This is a genomic window from Burkholderia sp. HMSC10F09 (genome assembly GCF_001806955.1).
GTDB classification, from domain to species: Bacteria; Pseudomonadota; Gammaproteobacteria; order Burkholderiales; family Burkholderiaceae; genus Burkholderia; species Burkholderia multivorans.
Window position 1 is genome coordinate 1 of record NZ_KV786887.1, and the last position, 590, is coordinate 590.

The window sequence follows — 590 nt, forward strand, 5'->3', positions numbered from 1 at the left end:
GCGCACGGTGTTCGCGAGCATCTGCGGATCTTGTCCGCGAGCTTTTCCGCGTAGTCGAGCATCCCGTCGCGAATCCCGACGCGCGGCTTCGTGACGAAATCGACCGCGCCGAGTTCGAGCGCGCGCAGCGTGATCTCCGAGCCGCGCTCGGTCAGCGACGACACCATCACGACCGGCATCGGCCGCAGGCGCATCAGCTTCTCGAGGAAGTCGAGCCCGTCCATGCGCGGCATCTCGACGTCCAGCGTCAGCACGTCGGGGTTGTGCTGCTTGATGAGCTCGCGCGCGACGAGCGGATCGGGCGCGGTCGCGCATACCATCATGTCCGGCTGGCCGTTGATGATCTCGGTCATCAGGCTGCGGATCAGCGCCGAGTCATCGACGCACAACACTTTGATCTTCTGCACTACGTTCACGCCTCCTGCTTTTTCGATGGGGTCGCGGGGTGCGCGGCCCCGGCAATCGGGCTGCCGGCATACGGGCTGCCGGCATACGGGCTTCCGGCATACGGGCTTCCGGCGTACGGGCTTCCGCCGCTTGCGCTGCCGGTCCGCGCAGCGCCTGCCGTGCCGCTCGCGCCCGCCCTCGTG

Annotated in this window: 1 protein-coding gene; it reads right to left on the reverse strand. The window is 67.8% G+C overall.

Going from position 1 to position 590, the window contains the following annotated elements:
• Positions 1–353: response regulator (locus HMPREF3115_RS24910; protein WP_305367018.1), on the reverse strand; the 353-nt coding region annotated here is incomplete at its 3' end.
• Positions 354–590 lie beyond the last annotated feature (237 nt).